Origin of the sequence: Enterobacter cloacae complex sp. 372C4, from assembly GCF_050030615.1 — a bacterium.
In the GTDB taxonomy this organism is placed as follows: Bacteria; Pseudomonadota; Gammaproteobacteria; order Enterobacterales; family Enterobacteriaceae; genus Enterobacter; species Enterobacter intestinihominis.
On record NZ_JBLGUQ010000001.1, the window covers coordinates 2,359,196 to 2,377,412 of the forward strand.

Here is an 18,217-nt window from a genome sequence, read left to right on the forward strand (position 1 = left end):
CGCACCTCTACAGCGGTTTGGTGAAGCGGAAATGGCTTTGCGTATACCCTTCACGAACATAAAAACGGTGCGCGTCCACGCGCTTCACGCTGGTGGAAAGCTCGGTCAGCTCGGCGCCTGCCTGTCGCGCGACGTCCTCTGCCCAGGCCAGCAGCTGGCTGCCCACTTTTAATCCGCGCGCCTGCGGCATCACCACCAGCTCCTGGATCTCGCCGATCCAGCGGGCGTGGTGCAGGTGAAACTGCATGTGCAGGCCGATCATCCCGATGATCTTCCCGTCCAGCTCGGCCAGCTGGTAGCGCATATTGTGATCCTGCAAGTTGGCCAGATACCCGGCGTGAAACGCCTGATGATCGAACTCGGCCTGCTTAAGTTCGCAGATCAGAGCGTAAACGATCGGCGCATCGTCGGCGGTGGCGGGGCGAAGCTGGCAGTCAGGCATGCTGTTTCTCCTTCTGGCGAATAAGCGATAGAAAGGTCTCGACTGACTGTAGCAAACTTCCGTCGTTATTGAGGAGATGGCAACCCGACGGGGTGTAGCGCGCCGCCCGTTCCAGCCGCTGGTCGATCTCGCGTGCGTTTTCGCGCCCCCGCTTTTGCAGCCGGCTACGCAGAACCTCCGGGGAAACCTGCAAACAGACCGGGAGCAGCGCCGCTTCGTACCGGGCGCGAGCCTGCGGGAGATGCGCCCGTGAGCCGTTAACCAGCACGTCGAACCCCGCGTGCAGCCAGAGGTCGATCTCAATGCCGACGCCATAGTAGTAACCGTTGGCATGCCAGCTTAGCGCCAGCAGGTTTTGTCCGGCGCGGGTAAAAAACTCCTGCTCGCTCAGGGCGATATGGTTTTCGCTTCCGGCGTTGGCATCGCGCGTGATATAGCGGTGCGCCACCAGCAGCTGTGAGTGTTCCCGCTGCCGTAACGCCGACAGCAGGCTGTCCTTCCCGGAGCCGGACGGGCCCATTAACCAGATGAGTCTTCCCATCAGAACACCCTTTTTCCCTGACGCCAGACGTGGTCGATATGAATGTGCTCGCCCTTACGGTGCGCCAGCACCAGATCGGCCCGTTTCCCCTCGGCAATTTCCCCGCGATCGTGAAGATTAAGCGCCGAGGCCGGGTTTTTCGTCACCAGGCGAATCGCCTGCGGCAGCGTGAAGCTATTGCCTTCGTCGTCCGCGACGCGGAAGGCCGCGTCCAGCAGGCTGGCGGGGTAATAGTCAGATGAGAGGATATCCAGCAGGCCGAGGGAGGCGAGCTTGCTTGCCGCCACGTTGCCGGAGTGTGACCCGCCGCGCACGATGTTCGGCGCACCCATTAGCACGTTCATGCCATGCTTACGCGATGCCTCTGCCGCCTCGAACGTGGTGGGAAATTCGGCGATCACGCTCCCAAGCTGGTGGGATTCGCGAACATGGTCGTGCGTGGCATCATCATGGCTGGCCAGGGCAATATTACGGTCACGGCACATCGCGGCAATGGAGAGACGATTCGGCTGCGACCACCGCGCCGCAAGCTGGAGCTGCTCTTCTTCATAGCGCGCCATCTCGGCATCATTGAGCGCGTATTTGCCCTGATAGTATTCGCGATACTTTTCAATGTTGGCGAACTGGCGCTGCCCCGGCGAGTGATCCATCAGGGAAACCAGCGAGACCGGCTCGCGGCCCACCAGCTTTTCAAACAGCGGCAGGGTGGTGTGGTGCGGCAGCTCGCAGCGCAGGTGCAGGCGGTGCTCGGCGCGGTTGAGGCCGCGCTTTTGCGTCTCCTCCACGGCGTTGATCATCTTCTCCAGGTTCTCCAGCCGATCGCCGCCGTCGCGCACGTCGCCGATCGCCACCGCGTCCAGCACCGTGGTGATGCCGCTGGCGACCATCAGCGCGTCGTGGCTGCTCATCGCTGAATGAGCAGGCCAGTCGACCTTCGGGCGGGGCGTGAAAAATTTATCAAGATTATCGGTATGCAGCTCAATCAGCCCCGGCAGCAGCCAACCGCCTTCGCCATCCATCGCGTCCGGTGAGCGGCTCTGGGTTTCAGCAAAGGCGCGGATGACACCGTCCCGGACCTCAACCGAGCCGTTCACGACTTCATTTTCCAGTACCAGCCTGACGTTATTGATAATCATACGTTTGTCCCCATCGGGTGCAGTCTGTCCGCCACGCGATGGCGTACGGCGTCGTCGTGGAAGATCCCGACGATCGCCGCGCCGCGCGCTTTGGCCTGTTCGATCAGTTCCATCACCGCTGCGCTGTTTTTACTGTCGAGCGAGGCGGTGGGTTCATCCAGGAGTAAAATCGGGTAATCGACGATAAAGCCGCGGGCGATGTTCACGCGCTGCTGCTCGCCGCCGGAAAAGGTCGACGGGGCGAGGTGCCACAGACGCTCCGGTACGTTGAGACGCGTCAGCAGGCTGGCGGCTTTAGCGGCGCAGGTTTCGCGCGGCACGCCGAGATCCAGCAGGGGCTGCATGACCACGTCCAGGGCAGAGATCCGCGGGATCACTCGCAGGAACTGGCTGACCCAGCCGATCGTCGAGCGGCGTACTTCCAGCACCTTGCGCGCGGGAGCCTGGACCAGATCGACCCATTCATTGTTATGGCGGATATGGATATGGCCTTCGTCCGGCAGGTAGTTGGCATACAGGGAGCGCAGCAGGGTGGATTTTCCACTGCCGGAATGGCCATGCAGCACCACGCATTCGCCGTTGCTGACCTCTAATGAGGCATTTTGCAGTACCGGCAGGCGGACACCGTTTTGCTGGTGGAGTACAAAGGTTTTACTGACATTTTCAACGTGGATCATTTTTGCCTCGCGATTCGTTTTGCCGGGTGGCGGCTTCGCCTTACCCGGCCTACGGGTGCGGTGTTCGTTTTGCCGGGTGGCGGCTTCGCCTTACCCGGCCTACGGGTGCGGTGTTCGTTTTGCCGGGTGGCGGCTTCGCCTTACCCGGCCTACGGGTGCGGTGTTCGTTTTGCCGGGTGGCGGCTTCGCCTTACCCGGCCTACGGGTGCGGTGTTCGTTTTGCCGGGTGGCGGCTTCGCCTTACCCGGCCTACGGGTGCGCTGTTCGTAGGCCGGGTAAGCGCAGCGCCACCCGGCAACAGCGCCCTCAGTTCTGCAACACCGACGACACCAGCAGCTGGGTGTACGGATGATGCGGATCGTCGAGCACCCGGTCGGTTAACCCACTTTCCACCACCTGACCCTGCTTCATCACCAGAAGACGGTCCGCCAGCAGGCGCGCGACGCCTAAATCATGGGTGACAATCACCACCGCCAGGTTCAGCTCCACCACCAGGCCGCGCAGCAGGTCGAGCAGGCGAGCCTGCACGGATACGTCCAGCCCGCCGGTCGGTTCGTCCATAAACACCAGCTTCGGATGGGTGACGAGATTGCGGGCAATCTGTAAACGCTGCTGCATGCCGCCGGAGAAGGTGGTCGGCAGGTCGTCGATGCGCGAGGCGGGGATTTCAACTTCCTCCAGCCAGTGCTGCGCCGTGGCGCGGATATTGCCGTAGTGGCGTGCGCCGGTGGCCATCAGCCGTTCGCCGATGTTGCCCCCCGCTGACACCTGACGGCGCAGGCCGTCCATCGGGTGCTGATGCACCACGCCCCACTCGGTGCGCAGCAGGCGGCGGCGCTCGGCTTCGCTCATGCCGTACAGCGATACGCCCTCATACAAAATGTCGCCATTCTGCGGCGTCAGGCGCGCGGAGATGGACTTCAGCAGGGTGGTTTTACCGGAGCCGGACTCGCCGACGATGCCCAGCACTTCGCCCGGCCACAGCTCAAACGACACGTCGCTAAAGCCTTTGCCCGGCGCATAAAGGTGAGTCAGGTTGTTAACCGAAAGCAGCGGTTTCATTGGCTGTTCGCCTCGCTCTGTTGGCGGCAGTAATCGGTGTCGGAGCAGACAAACATCCGTTTGCCCGTGTCGTCCAGCACCACTTCATCCAGATAGCTGTGTTTGGATCCGCAGATGGCGCACGGCTCGTCCCACTCCTGCACCGTAAACGGGTGATCGTCGAAATCCAGGCTCTCTACGCGGGTAAACGGCGGTACGGCGTAGATGCGTTTTTCACGTCCGGCACCAAAAAGTTGCAGGGCGGGCATCATGTCCATCTTCGGGTTATCGAATTTCGGGATCGGCGACGGGTCCATCACGTAGCGGCCATTCACCTTCACCGGGTAGGCGTAGGTGGTGGCGATATGGCCGAAGCGGGCGATGTCCTCATACAGTTTGACCTGCATGATCCCGTACTCTTCCAGGGCGTGCATGGTGCGGGTTTCGGTTTCCCGCGGCTCGATAAAGCGCAGCGGCTCCGGGATCGGCACCTGGAAAATCAAAATCTGATCTTCAGTCAGCGGGGTTTCCGGAATGCGGTGACGGGTCTGGATCAGCGTCGCGTCTTCGGTTTTTTCAGTGGTGTTGACGCCCGTTACGCGCCTGAAGAAGTTGCGGATCGACACGGCGTTGGTGGTGTCGTCTGCCCCCTGGTCGATGACCTTCAGCACGTCCGCTTCGCCAATCACGCTGGCGGTGATTTGAATACCGCCGGTGCCCCAGCCGTAGGGCATCGGCATTTCGCGGCCGCCGAACGGCACCTGGTAGCCGGGGATCGCCACAGCCTTAAGGATGGCGCGGCGGATCATGCGTTTAGTTTGCTCGTCCAGATAGGCAAAGTTGTAGCCGCTTAAGTTAGCCATTGGCGCGCTCCCGTTGCAGGCGTTTCAGCAGTTCCAGTTCGGCCTGGAAATCGACGTAGTGCGGCAGCTTGAGGTGCGAGACAAAGCCCGCGGCCTCAACGTTATCCGCGTGGGCCAGCACGAACTCTTCGTCCTGTGCCGGGCCTGCAATATGCTCGCCGTAGTTCGGCGCCTGGAGCGCACGGTCAACCAGCGCCATCGCCATCGCCTTGCGCTCGCTCAGGCCATACACCAGCCCGTAGCCGCGGGTAAAGTGTGGATCTTCATTTTCTGGCGCGACAAAACCGTTGACCATTTCGCACTCGGTCATCAGCAGTTCGCCGATGTTCACCGCAAACCCCAGCTCTTCTGGCACAATTTCGACATCGAGATAGCCGCTGCGGATCTCTGCCGCGAACGGGTGGTTGCGCCCGTAGCCGCGCTGCGTGGAGTAGGCCAGCGCCAGCAGATAGCCTTCGTCGCCGCGCATCAGCTGTTGCAGACGGGACGAGCGCGAACAGGGATAGACCGGCGGCGTGCGGGTGATGTCATCCGGTGTGCTGCCGGTGTCTTCTTCCGCCTTCGCCAGCCCCTGGTTTGCCAGCAGGCTAAAGACGTGCGGGGAGGCGTCTTGTTCAGCATCAGAGGCGCTGAGCTGCGGTGTTTCACCGTTTGCCAGCAGAGCGAAGTCCATCAGACGATGGGTGTAGTCGTAGGTGGGGCCAAGCAGCTGGCCGCCAGGAATATCTTTATACACCGCAGAAATACGGCGCTCTAAACGCATTTCCGCCGTATTTACCGGCTCGCTCACCGCCAGCTTCGCAAGCGTTGTGCGGTAAGCGCGCAGCAGGAAGATGGCTTCCACGTTATCGCCGCTGGCCTGTTTCAGCGCCAGCGCCGCCAGCTCACGGTCCGCGATGCCGCCTTCGGTCATCACGCGGTCGACGGCCAAATTTAACTGCTGTTCAATCTGGGCGACGCTCAGCTCGGGAAGAGCGTCATCCCCCCGGCGTCTGTGCGCCTGCAAGGCATGGGCGGCGGCGATCGCCTTCTCGCCCCCTTTGACGGCAACGTACATCAGCACACCTCCACGTGGGTAGTTCGCGGGATCGCCAGCAGGCGCTCGCCGCAGGTCAGGAGCAGGTCAATGCCGAGCGGGAACGGATGCGGACGCTCGGTCAGCTCATGGATGATGCACTCCGGCAGCTGGGGGGCGACCATCCGCTCGTCGGCGATGCCTGCACCCGTCAGGCGAAGCATGCGACCACCGCTCAGGCTGGAGACCTGCAAAATCAGCGTGGCGCTGGTTTCCGGGGCGACGGCGCTGCCTTCGCTCAGGGCGTTAAGCTGCTCGTGGCTGATTTGCTCGTCTGCCACGGCGAAGACCGCCTGCTGGGGCTGCTCGACCAGCGGCGCGTTGGTATGAAAGCGCAGGTTCTGGCTGGCGATATCGTTCAGCAATGCCCCTGACAGCCATACCGGCGTGTCGTTGTCCGCCAGCGTCAGCAGCACGCTGGTAGAGGCGAGATTCAGCGGCAGCCAGCCCTGCGAAAGCTGGTGCAGCGAGACGATCACGCCGGGCTCGCTCATGGCTTTCAGCAGGCGACGGAAACTCTGTTGGGCATCCTGGACGGCCAGGGTAAAGGCAGGTTGAAGCGTCATGCGTTGTCTCCGCGAACGAGCGTAAAGAAGTCGACCCGGCTGGTATTCACTTCGGCCTGACGCGCGGCAAGGCGTGCGGCGCGGTCAGCTTCCAGCGGGGCAATAAGGGTTTCCATTAAGGTCTGAAAATGCGGCTGTTCCTGTAAAAGCGCGTCGATAACCGCGCAGCGCTCGGCGTGCGTTTTGTCGCGTCCAAGTACGTAGCCGTAGCCCAGCGTGCCGCTGCTCAGGCGGATCACCGCGCGGGTGAGGGTGGCATCGCCGGCGAAGAAGCGCTCGCCGGTGCCGCCCATGCGTGCCTGGATCTGCACCAGGCCGATCTCCGGCGCGCGGATCGTGTCGTAGTCCGGCGTCAGGCCGAGCGCGTTCATGCTGGCAGCCAGCGCAGCAGGCTGGCTGTGGGCCAGCACGCGCATCCAGCGCTGACGAGTGGAGGTGTCGAAGTGCATTCAGTGCTCCATGGTAAATTCAATCATGTCGGCGCGGGTCAGGCTGACGGAGTATTCCGTTGCGTTGACGTCGCCGTCACGGTGGTTGAGGGTGCGCACGCAGAGCAGCGGGGCCATGTTGGGGATCTCCAGCACCTTGCTCTCTTTAGCCTGCGCGCGGCGGGCGCTGATGCGCGTCTGGGTGCGTTTGAGCGCGATACCCGTCGCCTCCTGAAGAAAATCATGCAGGGAACCGCTGGCGAAATGTTGCAGCACGGGCCAGAGGGAGAGGTCCGCGAAGTAGTGGTCGATCTGACAGACCGCCACGCCGTTCACCCGGCGCAACGTGCGCAGGTGAACGACGTTGTCGCCCTCCTGAATCCCCAGCGCGTCCGCTACGTGGCGGGAGGCCGGGCGCAGGACAGACAGCAGCTTTTCGCTGGTGGGGTGGCTGCCCTGATCGAGCAGGTTCTGGCTAAAACGCGCCTGAGCATTGAGCGGGTAGTCAAACGGACGCATCAGCACCAGCACGCCGACGCCCTGACGACGCTGGACCCAGCCGCGTTCCACCAGCTGATCGATGGCGCGACGCAGGGTGTGGCGATTCACTTCGTAGCGGTCGGCAAGCTGCTGCTCGGCAGGCAGGTAGTCGCCGCACCGATAGTGCGTGCGCAGCTCCACTTCGAGCTTTGCCGCAATCTCTTGCCAGCGGGTAGGGTAACTGGTCGGATGTCTGGATAAGTGCATACCAATCAAAGCCTCGCTTCTCAGATGAAGTGCTTACGCAAGCGTTGAGAGAGGAAATCCAGCAGACTGACGGTGACGATGATGAGCACCATCAATGCGCAGGTTTGCTGGAACTGGAAACCGCGAATCGCTTCCCACAGGGTGACGCCAATACCGCCTGCGCCCACCATGCCGACCACGGTGGCGGAGCGAACGTTGGACTCGAAGCGGTATAGCGAATAGGAGATGAGCAGCGGCATGACCTGCGGCAGGACGCCGTAGAGGATCTCTTCGATTTTGTTCGCGCCGGTTGCGCGGATGCCTTCCACCGGGCCGGGCTCGATGGCTTCAACCGCTTCGGAGAGCAGCTTGGAGAGTACGCCGGTGGTGTGGATGAACAGCGCCATCACGCCAGCGAACGGACCCAGGCCGACGGCGACCACGAACAGCATCGCAAAGACCATTTCGTTGATGGCGCGACAGGCGTCCATCAGGCGACGCATCGGCTGGTAGATCCACCACGGCACGATGTTTTCGGCGCTCATCAGGCCAAACGGAATGGAGAGGATCACGGCGAGGGCGGTGCCCCAGACGGCGATTTGCAGGGTGGTGGCCATTTCACTGAGGTAGTCCTGCCACTGGCTGAAGTCCGGCGGGAAGAAGTCGGCGGCGAAGGTCGCCATGTTGCCCGAGTCCCTGAAGAGCAGCAGCGGATCCATTTCCGCGCCCTTCCAGGAGATAACGAGCACCGCCAGCAGAACGGCCCAGCTTATGAGCGAGAACCAGCTGCGCTTTGGCGGCGGGAGGGTGATGGTTTGCATGTTGGCTCCTTAATCTGTTCTCCCTCTCCCTGTGGGAGAGGGGACTTGAGTTACTGCACCGCTTTATTCACGCTGGTCATCGCCCCGAGCGCGGCGGTCAGGCGGTCGAGATCGTCCAGCTGCGCCTGAATTTCCGACACTTTGCTGGTCTTCTCTTCTTCCTTCAGACCTTTGTTGTCCTTCACGCCCTGCATCTGTTTAAACAGCGCCAGCTGGCGAATCGGCACCAGCTGCAAATCGCTGGACGCGCGGAACGGTGCCCAGCCCAGGTGCGCCAGCACTGCTTTCTCTTCCGGCGTTTTGCCGTAGTTCATAAAGAAGTCGTAGACCTTGTCCTTGGTGCTTTCGGAGAGGTTTTTACGCCACACAATCGGGTCGCCCGGGATCAATGGCGATTTCCAGATCACCTTCAGCGCTTTCAGCTTGTCCGGCGCGGAGGTCTTCAGCTTGTCGAGGTTTTCAGTGTTGTTGGTGGCAACGTCTACCTGCTTGTTCGCTACGGCCAGGGCGTTGGTTTCGTGGCTGGCGTTAACCGTGCGCTTGAAGTCGCTGGCGGAGATGTTGTTTTTCGCGAAGACGTAGTAACCCGGGACGAGGAAGCCGGACGTAGAATTCGGGTCGCCGTTACCAAAGGTCAGCTCTTTGCGTTTGGCGAGCATATCGTTGAGGTTGTTGATCGGGCTGTCTTTGTTAACGATCAGCACGCTCCAGTAGCCCGGGGAGCCGTTTGCTGCAACGGTCTGGGCAAAGACCTGGCCGTTGGCGCGATCTACCGCTTCCATGGCAGAGAGGTTGCCGTACCACGCGATGTCGACTTTGTTGAAGCGCATTCCCTGGATAATGCCCGCGTAGTCCGGGGCGAAGAAGGCGTTCACTTTGATCCCCAGTTTGGTTTCCATATCTTTCAGGAACGGTTCCCACTGCGGCTTCAGGTTTTGCTGTGATTCCGTTGAAATGATGCCAAAGTTCAACGCTTTTTCCTGTTCCTCTGCCCAGGCCGGGCTTAACAGGGTGCTGATGCTGAACATGCTGGTGAAGGCCAGCGCGGCAACGGCTTTGTAGTTCATTTCCATTCCTCGTTATCGGGGCGTTAAGCAGCCTGCGCGCGTTCTTCGACGCGGTTTACGCTGCGGTAGAGATGATCAAAACGTTCGTTATCAAACTGATGGCTGGCGCCATCGAAGAACACGTGGCCCTGACGCAGGGCGACGATGCGCTCGCAGTAGCGCAGGGCGTAATCCACCTGATGCAGCGTCACCACCACGGTGATGCCGTCGTTCTGGTTGATGTCGCGCAGGGTTTCCATCACGATGCGGGCCGATTCCGGATCCAGCGAGGCGATAGGCTCATCGGCCAGAATGATTTTGGCTTTCTGCATCAGAGCGCGGGCGATGGCGACGCGCTGCTGCTGTCCGCCGGAGAGCGTTGAGACGCGCTGGTGGGCAAAATGCGCCATGCCGACGCGGGTCAGCGCCTGTAAGGCTTCTTGTTTCTGGGAAGGGGAGAACCAGCGCAGGCAGGTGCGCCAGAACGGGGTGCTGCCGAGCGCGCCAATCAGCACGTTCTCGAGCACCGTCAGGCGGTTCACAAGGTTGAACTGCTGAAAGATATAGCCCGTCTGCGCGCGGCTTTTGCGAATATCGCTCGCCAGACGCCCCGCATGTTGCACGGTGTTACCCAGCAGCTCGACGCGGCTTTCCGGCGTTTTGTCACAGGTAATGAGGCCGCTTAAGTGACGAAGAAGGGTGGATTTTCCTGAACCGGATGGCCCCAGCAGCGCCACCATTTCGCCCTGCTGGACGGTCAGATCAACGGCATGCAGCGCCTTGTTGTGATGGAAGGTTTTGCTCAGTTTCTCGACGCGAATGACAGTTTGCATGTGCTGGGCCTCACGATAAATGTGGCCTCATGCTGGCGTATCAATATGACATTCAGGTTAAGTGTTGGTTGCGGGAGTTTGAAGAGTTGAGGGGGATTTGATGACAATCACCGTAGGCCCGGCCAGCGCAGCGCCACCGGACGCTGTTGCCGGATGCGCTGCGCTTATCCAGCCTACGATTTAACGACATTAATCATCCACGGCACGCCGTATTTGTCGGTCACAGTGCCAAATCCGTGCGCCCAGAAGGTCTCCTGCCAGGCCATTTCAATATTGCCGCCATCGGCGAGGTTGTCGAACCAGCGCTTGCCTTCCGACACATCCTGGGTGTCGAGCACCAGTGTGAAACCCGCGTATTGCGCGCTGCTGCCAGGCGGTATCCCGTCGCTCATCATAATGTCGCTGCCCGCGATGCGGACGTTAGAGTGGGCGATGGCGGTATCCGGGAAGTTCATGCCGGACGGACAGCCTTCTTCGCTGTTTTCGTCTTTAGGCATTTCGCCGAAGGTGATTTTGTAGAGGAGTTCTGCGCCGACGGCCTGCTGATAGAAGGCGGTGGCCTCCGCACAGTTGCCGGCGAAAGAGATGTAGGGACTTAACGGCATAATCTTTACCTCACGTAAGAAAAGCCCGTTAAGTGTAGTTCCCGGACGCCCGGTAAGCGAAGCGTCACCGGGCGGGTCAATCAGTTCTTTTTCACGAACTCAGATTTCAGTTTCATCGGACCGAAGCCGTCAATTTTGCAATCGATATTATGATCGCCTTCAACAAGACGGATGTTTTTCACTTTGGTACCAATCTTCAGCATGGAAGAACTGCCTTTTACCTTCAGATCTTTCACAACGGTAACGCTGTCGCCGTCTGACAGCAGGTTGCCGTTCGCGTCTTTCACAATCAGCGTATCGCTGTCCTGCGCAGGCTCCGCATCGTTCCATTCATGGGCGCATTCCGGGCAAACGAACATGCCATTGTCTTCATAGGTGTATTCAGAATTGCATTTCGGGCAGTGTGGAAGTTGCATGTTGGTATCCTCAAAAGTGTTAACACGCTGGAAAACGCCAGCTAAATGACGGCAGTGTGCCGAAAAAGGCAGCGAGTATAACGCAAATCCCCACTTTTGTCGGTGATATTGTTTTAGAAAAATAGCGCAAAAATGCGTAAAAGATGACACGAACTGTCAGTGAATTAAGGGAAGCTTATGCCCTGCACGGCAGTGATCGTTATGATGATAAATATATCGAATATTTTATTACAGCAAATTGCTACGCTGTGCCATTTCGGATAAGGTGAAGGAACAAGCCGTTATTTATCTATCCTTTCTGATGCTATACATCTTTTGGTGTCAGGGAATACCTCTCTTTTTTGGTGGGTAAATAACGATGATATCTCCTGATGTTTCCTGAAAATGCGTTTTGTCTATTTACTTTTGGTCTTCTGACCAGAGGGATGTTTTACACGTATTAGAAGGGTGAGATTTAAATTCTCATTATCTTCAGTTACTTGTATTAAATGAACATGTTTTCCATACGTGATCATATAAGCCTGAACAGTATAATTAAAAAAACGTGGCTTAATAAAAGTAATAAATTTGCGTTAAGGGAAGGCTTTTATCATGCACACACAGACCATATTTGAATTAAGCCAGGAAGCCGAACGTTTGTTACAGCTGGCTCTGAACAATCTTGATTCATTAAAATCAATGCCGATTGCAAAGCTGGATAGCACAGCCGCTGCCATGAGCGGCGTTAATAACAACGTTTTGCCATTACATTTTAGCGCGCGGGGTGTCGACGCTCAGCAGGCGTTGCTGAATAACGAATTACGCAAAATAACCCGCCTCGAAATGGTGCTGGCGATTGTGGGTACCATGAAAGCGGGAAAATCGACCACCATTAATGCGATTGTGGGCACGGAAGTGCTGCCGAACCGCAATCGTCCGATGACGGCGCTGCCCACGCTGATCCGCCATACGCCGGGCCAGAAGGAGCCGGTGCTGCATTTTTTGCACGTTGCGCCCATTGATACCCTGATTTCCCAGTTGCAGACGAAATTGTGCGATAAAGATCGCGGCAAGCTGGCGCGGCGTCTGGAAATCGACAAGGACATGAATACGCTGCTGGAGCGCATCGAAAGAGGTGAGGCGTTCGGAAAACATCACCTGGGCGCGGAGCCCATCTTTCATTGTCTGAAAAGCCTGAACGATCTGGTGCGGCTTTCGCAGGCGCTGGGTGTGGAGTTTCCTTTTTCTGAGTATGCCGCGATTGAACATATTCCGGTGATTGAGGTGGAATTTGTGCACCTCGCCGGTCTGGATGCGCATCTTGGTCAACTGACGCTGCTCGACACGCCGGGGCCGAACGAGGCCGGTCAGCCGCACCTGCAAAAAATGCTCAGCGAGCAGCTGGCGCGCGCCTCCGCCGTGCTGGCGGTGATGGACTATACCCAGCTTAAATCCATTTCCGACGCCGAGGTTCGTCAGGCAATTTCGGCGGCGGGGAAATCCGTGCCGCTTTACGCCCTGGTCAATAAATTCGATCAGAAAGATCGTAACAGCGACGATGAAGAGCAGGTACGGGCGATGATTTCCGGCACGCTGATGAAAGGGAATATTTCTCCGGGACAAATTTATCCGGTCTCTTCCATGTGGGCCTACCTGGCAAACCGCGCCCGCTATGAGATGAACACCCATGGGCGGCTTCCCGATCATCAGGATCAGCGTTGGGTGCAGGATTTTGCCGAGGCCGCGCTGGGCCGCCGCTGGCGTACGGCCGATCTCGACGATAGTGACCATATTCGCCATGCGGCGGATCTGCTGTGGGAGGATTCGCTGTTCGAACAGCCCATCCGCAAGCTGATTTACGCGGCTTACGCCAACGCCTCGCTGTTCGCCCTGCGGTCGGCATCGCATAAGCTGCTGAACTATGCGCAAAATGCCAGAGAATACCTGGATTTTCGCCATCAGGGACTGACGGTCGCCTTTGATGAGCTGGAGCGGAATATTAAGCGCCTGGAAGAGGACATGGCGATGCTGCGTCAGCGGCAGAGCGTAGTGAGCGATGAGGTCCAGCATGAAGTTGAAGAGGCGCTCAACGCAGCGGATGCATTTCTGCTTAGTCAGAAAGGCGAACTTCACCAGGCGCTGGACGACATGTTTAGCCGCCCGTTAATTCTTGATTTAGCCGGGCGCGAGCCATCCAGCATGCGTACAGACGACACGGATGAGAACCAGCAGCTGGTGCTTGACGATGAAGGGCAGGCACAGATTGTCCTGAGCAAGATCCGATCGTCATGCGAGCAGATTTTGCTGAATGCGCAGAGCAGAATTAGCCGGGAGCTGGCGTTACGCTTCGATCAGCTGGAGTCTACGCTCGCCCGATCGTTGAATGAGGCGATGCGCCCCATCGAGATGCAAATTAAGGAACAGCTCAGTCATGCCGGCTTTCGGGCGCGGATTAGCTTTCCGGCGTTTCAGGCAAACCAGCTTAACTTCAATACGCGCGGCTTATTTAATGATGCCATTGTGCAGGACACCCCTCCCGCCAGTCAGCCTGCAGGGGCGGGCAGCGTACGTAATACCGTCTCGCGCTGGCTCAATCATCCCGGCTGGGGCTGGGAAGCGTATGTGGAGACGCGCACCCGATATGTCATCGATATCGCTCAGCTTCATGGCAAATTTACGCAGCATACCGATCAGTTTTGCGATCAAATACGTAAAGCTTTGGCCGCGCAGGTCGATGTCTCTGTTACGGCAGGTATGGCAACGTTCTTTGCAGAGTTTTCGTTGTGCCTGACCGGGTTACAGGAAAGCTTGCGTGATAGCCTTGCCGTGCGGCAGCAGAATGAGCATTCAACCCGGGCGCTTAGCCAGTTGTTGAAGCAAAGTATGACCACAGCGGCGTGGATTCAGGAAGATACCCGACTGTTACGCGATGATATTCAAACCTTATTCGCGGCAGAGCAACCATGACAACACAGCTACTGGACGGTCCCGGGCGGACGCTGGAGTGTATTCATCCAAAATTTATGGTCGATTTGGTCCAGGGGGCGGATGCTGCTCGTCACACCCTCCTGGGGCCACAGCAACTGCAATTTCGTGAGCGTTTGACGCAGGAGATCGTTACGCAGACCCGGTTGCGGCCATGGGCAATGGCGGGAATGCTCAACGAAAATGCAGCACTGCGGCTGGGTCTGGCGGAGAAACTGGCCGGTATGCTCGACCCCGGACACCTGGCGCTGACCCGCATGTCCGACAAGCTGGTAGCCCTGCGCCAGCAGGTTAATCCACGCCTCCCTCAACCTTCCGGATTGTTGCAACAGTACGAGGCGCTCTCCGCACATTTCAACCAGCGTGCCGCCTATAAAGAGAAAGCACTCGCGCAGCGCGGCCTTACGGTTCAGGCGGGTGAGCACAGCGAGCAAATTTTTACCCGCTGGCGAGCCGGGCAGTATGACGGCTGGTCGCTGGCTGGCCGCTGCTTTATCGTGCTGGAAGAGTTGCGCTGGGGCGCGTTTGGCGATGCCTGTCGTCTGGCGAATAGTGATGTGGCGGCCATGCTGAAAGATAACCTGCGCAGCATGGCCGCAAACTATCTGGCACAGGGGATTAACGCTTCTCCCACCACCCGGCATTTTTACCATCAGTGGCTGACGACGCCCGCTTCTCCTGGTCTGATGGATTATAAAGATATGCTTGGCTGGCTGGGGGACTGGTGTCAGGCGGATAAACATCCGGTGAGCTGGTCAGTGACGCAGAGCTGGCAAACGGTCGCGCTGGGTATGCCGAGACTCTGTTCGGCAAAACGGCTGGTGGATGGCATGGTGGAAGAGATATTTAGTGCGTGATTGCCCCCTCTTTTTAAGGAGGGGGCGAACAGCTTAGTGGTGCATTTCTACCGCTTTCGGCTCTGCCTGGGTCTCCGGAACCTGTCCAAAACGTCTGGCGTACAGCGCCGTGATGATCGGGACCAGAATCGCCGTCACAATCACGCTGGCGGCAACCAGGGCCGTGGCGGAAGCCGCCACCGGTTCAAAGGCCGGGTTAATCTGGGCGATAATCACCGGGTTAGCTACCGCAGCGCCTGCGGCCGACGAGGCGGCCACACCTGCGGTTCCGTTACCGCCCCCGATGACGCGGTCTGCAATAATTAGCGGAATACCCGTGATGACGATGACGGCAACACCCAGCACAATACCCAGCAGGCCGGTTTCCAGAATCACGTTCAGATTGATGGTATTGCCCAACGCGAAGCCGAAGAACGGGATCAGTACCGGGGTGGCTTTGCTGAAGAAATCGCGCAGATCGTGATCGAGGTTGCCTAGCGCAAAACCAATCAGGAACGGCAGGATCGCCCCGACAAAATGGTGGGGTTCAAAGGAGGCAAGGCCGGCGGAACCCAGAATCAGCATGGTCATTAGCGGACCCGACTCCAGGGACATCAGCACGAACGCGCCTGATTCTTCTTTGGTGCCATATTGATTCATCAGGCTGGCATAGAGACCGCCGTTGGTCATATCCATTGCTGAAACAATGGCCAGAACGGATAATCCGGCGAAGAATCCGGTCTGTATGCCATTCTCCGGAATGAACATCGCGCAGATCATGGCAACGACCCAGGCGACCGCAATTTTAGTAATGACCAGCGTCCCTGATTTACGTAATACCGTACCAGTTGCACGTAAATTAATAGATGCGCCGATGCAAAAGAACCAGACTGCCAGAATCGGCACCGTTCCGGTGATCATACCTTTTGTAAAACCGCCAAAATAAGCACCGGTATTCGGGGCCAGCGTATTTAATATCGCGCCAAGTACCAGCGGGACCAGCATCATCCCGCCCGGGATGCGTTCTATTGTTGCTTTAATCTTCATCATTAACCCTCACATCTCGCCCGCGTGGCTGGCGGAAATCTCAAAAAATAGATCAACAAATTCAAATGATTGCCTTTTTTGAAGACCAATCGATTCGTTACTTATGCTGTAAAGCGAAATTCAGGTGCTTAGCATTCCTTCATTTGAAAGCCGCTGGGATATTGTGTTCGGGTTTATCATGCGATCTTTGGAATTGCGATTCAATGAAAATAAAACACTGTTTTAGTTATCTGCGTCACATATTGAATGTAAACAGGAATGCCCGCTGTTAATAATTAAATTTTGTGTAAATTCGATGTGAAGAAATGTGATTGTTTTTTGTTTTAAGAGGAATAATAACGGGTGTTAAGATGTGCTTGATAAAGGGGGTGAGAATGACCTTATTTATCGTGAATTGACAAAACCTGAAGCCAACTTACGAACCGGAAAAATATATGTGAAGTTGATCACATATATAAACGCTGGTAGGGTAAAAAGGTCTTTAACTGCCCAGACAGGCGTCAACAGGTTCGGTTGTATTGAGGTAAAACGTCAATGTAAGTAAACCTGCTACGCTTGAATAAGGAGATTCGCATGGAGCGGATCTCTGGTTCACAGCTTGCAAATGCGCTGTGAAACGGACGGGGCTGAGTCTACGAGGAAAGCTATGCTTAGAAGGAAAAAAGTAAAACCCATCACGCTGCGCGATGTCACCATTATTGATGATGCGAAACTGCGCAAAGCGATTACGGCGGCCTCGCTCGGTAATGCGATGGAGTGGTTCGATTTTGGTGTCTACGGCTTTGTTGCCTATGCGCTTGGTAAAGTGTTCTTCCCCGGTGCCGATCCCAGCTTGCAGATGATTGCCGCGCTGGGTACGTTCTCTGTTCCCTTCCTTATTCGCCCTCTCGGTGGCCTGTTCTTCGGCATGCTGGGTGATAAATATGGTCGCCAGAAGATCCTGGCTATTACTATTGTCATCATGTCGATAAGTACATTCTGTATCGGCCTTATTCCGTCCTATGCGACCATTGGTATATGGGCACCGATCCTGCTGTTGATCTGTAAGATGGCGCAGGGCTTCTCCGTTGGCGGCGAATATACCGGTGCATCGATTTTTGTCGCCGAGTATTCTCCGGATCGAAAACGCGGCTTTATGGGCAGCTGGCTCGACTTTGGTTCGATTGCCGGGTTTGTCATGGGCGCGGGAGTTGTGGTTCTGATTTCAACCGTAGTGGGTGAAGAGAACTTCCTCGACTGGGGCTGGCGTATTCCGTTCTTCCTGGCGCTGCCGCTTGGCATCATCGGTCTTTACCTGCGTCACGCCCTGGAAGAGACGCCTGCGTTCCAGCAGCACGTTGAAAAGCTGGAGCAGGGCGACCGTGAAGGGTTGCAGGATGGCCCGAAAGTGTCGTTCAAGGAGATTGCGACCAAACACTGGCGCAGCCTGCTGACCTGTATCGGTCTGGTGATTTCCACCAACGTGACCTATTACATGCTGCTGACATACATGCCGAGCTATCTGTCGCATAACCTGCACTACTCGGAAGACCACGGTGTGCTGATTATTATCGCCATCATGGTAGGCATGCTGTTTGTGCAGCCGATTATGGGTCTGCTGAGCGACCGCTTTGGCCGTAAGCCATTCATTATTCTCGGTAGCGTCGCACTGTTCGCGCTGGCAATCCCGGCCTTTATTCTGATTAACAGCAATGTGCTGGGGCTGATTTTCGCCGGTCTGCTGATGCTGGCGGTGATCCTCAACTGCTTTATCGGGGTGATGGCTTCTACGCTACCGGCAATGTTCCCGACGCATATTCGCTACAGTGCGCTGGCGGCAGCCTTTAATATCTCCGTTCTGATTGCGGGCCTGACGCCGACGCTTGCTGCTTCACTGGTGGAGAGCACGCAGAACCTGATGATGCCTGCTTACTATCTGATGGTTATTGCGGTGATTGGCCTGATTACCGGTATTACTATGAAGGAGACGGCGAACCGTCCACTGAAAGGGGCAACGCCTGCGGCGTCCGATATTCAGGAAGCGAAGGAGATCCTGCGCGAGCACTACGATAACGTAGAGCAGAAGATTGAAGATATTGACGCAGAGATTGAAGAGCTTCAGAAAAAACGTTCTCGCCTGGTTGACCAGCATCCGCGAATTAACGAGTGATAAAA

General features: G+C 57.4%; 19 protein-coding genes. 3 read left to right on the forward strand and 16 right to left on the reverse strand.

The annotated features are described in order from the left end of the window. Positions 1-7 precede the first annotated feature (7 nt). The 15 genes from phnO to ACQG11_RS11395 form a co-directional block, all read right to left on the reverse strand. Positions 8-442, reverse strand: a complete 435-nt coding sequence (gene phnO, locus ACQG11_RS11325; RefSeq protein WP_063147139.1) for an aminoalkylphosphonate N-acetyltransferase — start codon at positions 440-442, stop codon at positions 8-10. Further along, positions 435-986, reverse strand: a complete 552-nt coding sequence (gene phnN / locus ACQG11_RS11330) for a ribose 1,5-bisphosphokinase (RefSeq protein WP_032621424.1) — start codon at positions 984-986, stop codon at positions 435-437. Before phnN ends, phnO begins: the two co-directional genes overlap by 8 nt. Beyond that, complete coding sequence (gene phnM / locus ACQG11_RS11335) at positions 983-2,119, reverse strand: alpha-D-ribose 1-methylphosphonate 5-triphosphate diphosphatase (protein ID WP_038415093.1); 1,137 nt, start codon at positions 2,117-2,119, stop codon at positions 983-985. The genes phnN and phnM overlap by 4 nt, the downstream gene beginning before the upstream one ends. Next, a complete protein-coding gene (gene phnL / locus ACQG11_RS11340) occupies positions 2,116-2,796 on the reverse strand; it encodes a phosphonate C-P lyase system protein PhnL (RefSeq protein WP_022646780.1) in 681 nt (226 codons plus the stop codon). The genes phnM and phnL overlap by 4 nt, the downstream gene beginning before the upstream one ends. A 306-nt stretch (positions 2,797-3,102) precedes the next feature. Beyond that, positions 3,103-3,858, reverse strand: a complete 756-nt coding sequence (gene phnK / locus ACQG11_RS11345) for a phosphonate C-P lyase system protein PhnK (protein ID WP_003860225.1) — start codon at positions 3,856-3,858, stop codon at positions 3,103-3,105. Continuing rightward, on the reverse strand, positions 3,855-4,700 hold the full coding sequence (gene phnJ, locus ACQG11_RS11350; protein WP_023299113.1) for an alpha-D-ribose 1-methylphosphonate 5-phosphate C-P-lyase PhnJ: 846 nt from the start codon (positions 4,698-4,700) through the stop codon (positions 3,855-3,857). Before phnJ ends, phnK begins: the two co-directional genes overlap by 4 nt. Beyond that, entirely contained in the window at positions 4,693-5,757 is a 1,065-nt protein-coding gene (locus tag ACQG11_RS11355) for a carbon-phosphorus lyase complex subunit PhnI (protein WP_048966818.1), read from the reverse strand. Before ACQG11_RS11355 ends, phnJ begins: the two co-directional genes overlap by 8 nt. After that, the gene (gene phnH, locus ACQG11_RS11360; RefSeq protein ID WP_023305278.1) at positions 5,757-6,341 is read right to left on the reverse strand and encodes a phosphonate C-P lyase system protein PhnH; all 585 of its coding nucleotides are present in this window, start codon (positions 6,339-6,341) and stop codon (positions 5,757-5,759) included. The genes ACQG11_RS11355 and phnH overlap by 1 nt, the downstream gene beginning before the upstream one ends. Further along, positions 6,338-6,790, reverse strand: coding sequence for a phosphonate C-P lyase system protein PhnG (gene phnG, locus ACQG11_RS11365; RefSeq protein ID WP_417648347.1), 453 nt, complete (start codon positions 6,788-6,790; stop codon positions 6,338-6,340). Before phnG ends, phnH begins: the two co-directional genes overlap by 4 nt. Beyond that, on the reverse strand, positions 6,791-7,516 hold the full coding sequence (gene phnF / locus ACQG11_RS11370; RefSeq protein ID WP_022646784.1) for a phosphonate metabolism transcriptional regulator PhnF: 726 nt from the start codon (positions 7,514-7,516) through the stop codon (positions 6,791-6,793). 20 nt (positions 7,517-7,536) lie between these two features. After that, positions 7,537-8,316 (reverse strand): phosphonate ABC transporter, permease protein PhnE, encoded by a 780-nt coding sequence (gene phnE / locus ACQG11_RS11375; protein WP_022646785.1) that lies wholly within the window; start codon positions 8,314-8,316, stop codon positions 7,537-7,539. A gap of 50 nt (positions 8,317-8,366) precedes the next feature. Then, the gene (gene phnD / locus ACQG11_RS11380; protein WP_426728371.1) at positions 8,367-9,383 is read right to left on the reverse strand and encodes a phosphonate ABC transporter substrate-binding protein; all 1,017 of its coding nucleotides are present in this window, start codon (positions 9,381-9,383) and stop codon (positions 8,367-8,369) included. A gap of 23 nt (positions 9,384-9,406) precedes the next feature. After that, entirely contained in the window at positions 9,407-10,195 is a 789-nt protein-coding gene (gene phnC, locus ACQG11_RS11385) for a phosphonate ABC transporter ATP-binding protein (protein ID WP_003860210.1), read from the reverse strand. Between the two features lie 173 nt (positions 10,196-10,368). Continuing rightward, a complete protein-coding gene (yjdN, locus tag ACQG11_RS11390) occupies positions 10,369-10,800 on the reverse strand; it encodes a VOC family metalloprotein YjdN (RefSeq protein WP_022646788.1) in 432 nt (143 codons plus the stop codon). Between the two features lie 80 nt (positions 10,801-10,880). Further along, the gene (locus ACQG11_RS11395) at positions 10,881-11,216 is read right to left on the reverse strand and encodes a zinc ribbon domain-containing protein YjdM (protein ID WP_022646789.1); all 336 of its coding nucleotides are present in this window, start codon (positions 11,214-11,216) and stop codon (positions 10,881-10,883) included. A 591-nt stretch (positions 11,217-11,807) separates the two neighbouring features. Here ACQG11_RS11395 and crfC point away from each other — a divergent pair. Continuing rightward, positions 11,808-14,162 carry a clamp-binding protein CrfC gene (gene crfC, locus ACQG11_RS11400; RefSeq protein WP_157506553.1) on the forward strand — a complete coding sequence of 785 codons (2,355 nt, stop codon included), beginning with the start codon at positions 11,808-11,810 and terminating at the stop codon, positions 14,160-14,162. Then, on the forward strand, positions 14,159-15,037 hold the full coding sequence (locus ACQG11_RS11405; protein ID WP_022646791.1) for a diguanylate cyclase regulator RdcB family protein: 879 nt from the start codon (positions 14,159-14,161) through the stop codon (positions 15,035-15,037). The genes crfC and ACQG11_RS11405 overlap by 4 nt, the downstream gene beginning before the upstream one ends. A gap of 33 nt (positions 15,038-15,070) precedes the next feature. Here ACQG11_RS11405 and kdgT read toward each other — a convergent pair whose 3' ends face one another. Then, positions 15,071-16,063, reverse strand: coding sequence for a 2-keto-3-deoxygluconate transporter (gene kdgT, locus ACQG11_RS11410; RefSeq protein WP_022646792.1), 993 nt, complete (start codon positions 16,061-16,063; stop codon positions 15,071-15,073). Between the two features lie 646 nt (positions 16,064-16,709). On the opposite strand from kdgT, the gene proP reads away from it, so the two are divergent. Further along, the gene (proP, locus tag ACQG11_RS11415) at positions 16,710-18,212 is read left to right on the forward strand and encodes a glycine betaine/L-proline transporter ProP (RefSeq protein WP_022646793.1); all 1,503 of its coding nucleotides are present in this window, start codon (positions 16,710-16,712) and stop codon (positions 18,210-18,212) included. Positions 18,213-18,217: the final 5 nt, after the last annotated feature.

What these genes read in the sequence shown, in the direction of transcription:
- yjdN (WP_022646788.1), bottom strand. Translation starts at nt 10,800, where the DNA reads ATGCCGTTAAGTCCCTACATCTCTTTCGCCGGCAACTGTGCGGAGGCC.
- crfC (WP_157506553.1), top strand. Translation starts at nt 11,808, where the DNA reads ATGCACACACAGACCATATTTGAATTAAGCCAGGAAGCCGAACGTTTG.
- phnH (WP_023305278.1), bottom strand. Translation starts at nt 6,341, where the DNA reads ATGACGCTTCAACCTGCCTTTACCCTGGCCGTCCAGGATGCCCAACAG.
- phnD (WP_426728371.1), bottom strand. Translation starts at nt 9,383, where the DNA reads ATGAACTACAAAGCCGTTGCCGCGCTGGCCTTCACCAGCATGTTCAGC.
- phnM (WP_038415093.1), bottom strand. Translation starts at nt 2,119, where the DNA reads ATGATTATCAATAACGTCAGGCTGGTACTGGAAAATGAAGTCGTGAAC.
- proP (WP_022646793.1), top strand. Translation starts at nt 16,710, where the DNA reads ATGCTTAGAAGGAAAAAAGTAAAACCCATCACGCTGCGCGATGTCACC.
- ACQG11_RS11355 (WP_048966818.1), bottom strand. Translation starts at nt 5,757, where the DNA reads ATGTACGTTGCCGTCAAAGGGGGCGAGAAGGCGATCGCCGCCGCCCAT.
- ACQG11_RS11395 (WP_022646789.1), bottom strand. Translation starts at nt 11,216, where the DNA reads ATGCAACTTCCACACTGCCCGAAATGCAATTCTGAATACACCTATGAA.
- kdgT (WP_022646792.1), bottom strand. Translation starts at nt 16,063, where the DNA reads ATGAAGATTAAAGCAACAATAGAACGCATCCCGGGCGGGATGATGCTG.
- phnE (WP_022646785.1), bottom strand. Translation starts at nt 8,316, where the DNA reads ATGCAAACCATCACCCTCCCGCCGCCAAAGCGCAGCTGGTTCTCGCTC.
- ACQG11_RS11405 (WP_022646791.1), top strand. Translation starts at nt 14,159, where the DNA reads ATGACAACACAGCTACTGGACGGTCCCGGGCGGACGCTGGAGTGTATT.
- phnF (WP_022646784.1), bottom strand. Translation starts at nt 7,516, where the DNA reads ATGCACTTATCCAGACATCCGACCAGTTACCCTACCCGCTGGCAAGAG.
- phnC (WP_003860210.1), bottom strand. Translation starts at nt 10,195, where the DNA reads ATGCAAACTGTCATTCGCGTCGAGAAACTGAGCAAAACCTTCCATCAC.
- phnG (WP_417648347.1), bottom strand. Translation starts at nt 6,790, where the DNA reads ATGCACTTCGACACCTCCACTCGTCAGCGCTGGATGCGCGTGCTGGCC.
- phnL (WP_022646780.1), bottom strand. Translation starts at nt 2,796, where the DNA reads ATGATCCACGTTGAAAATGTCAGTAAAACCTTTGTACTCCACCAGCAA.
- phnK (WP_003860225.1), bottom strand. Translation starts at nt 3,858, where the DNA reads ATGAAACCGCTGCTTTCGGTTAACAACCTGACTCACCTTTATGCGCCG.
- phnO (WP_063147139.1), bottom strand. Translation starts at nt 442, where the DNA reads ATGCCTGACTGCCAGCTTCGCCCCGCCACCGCCGACGATGCGCCGATC.
- phnJ (WP_023299113.1), bottom strand. Translation starts at nt 4,700, where the DNA reads ATGGCTAACTTAAGCGGCTACAACTTTGCCTATCTGGACGAGCAAACT.